This is a genomic window from Streptomyces corallincola (assembly GCF_019104725.1).
GTDB lineage: Bacteria > Actinomycetota > Actinomycetes > Streptomycetales > Streptomycetaceae > Streptomyces > Streptomyces corallincola.
The window spans coordinates 1-408 of the sequence record NZ_JAHRXF010000109.1; the positions used below are offsets into that span (position 1 = coordinate 1).

At 68.6% G+C, this 408-nt stretch carries 1 protein-coding gene; it reads right to left on the reverse strand.

Annotated features, from left to right (window positions below):
• On the reverse strand, positions 1 to 408 hold a 408-nt coding region (locus KUM39_RS27995; RefSeq protein ID WP_504740077.1), incomplete at both ends, for a phosphoglucose isomerase-related protein.

Sequence of the window (408 nt, forward strand, 5' to 3'; positions counted from 1 at the left end):
TGGAGCAGCCAGGACCGGGCCGACGTCGCGTTGGTGATCGTCTCGATCGTCGTGAACGTCTTCGACGCCACGATGAACAGCGTCTCCGCCGGATCCAGGTCACGCACCGCCTCGTGCAGATCCGCCCCGTCCACGTTCGACACGAACCGCACCGTCAGATCACGGTCGGTGAACGCCCGCAACGCCTCGTAGGCCATCGCCGGACCCAGGTCCGAACCACCGATACCGACGTTCACCACGTTCCGGATCCGCCTGCCGGTGTGCCCGGTCCACTCACCCGAACGCACCCGGCGCGCGAAGGAGGCCATCTTGTCCAGCACCGCGTGCACGGCCGGGACCACGTTCTCCCCGTCCACCTCGACCACCGCGTCCCGCGGCGCACGCAACGCGGTGTGCAGCACGGCACGA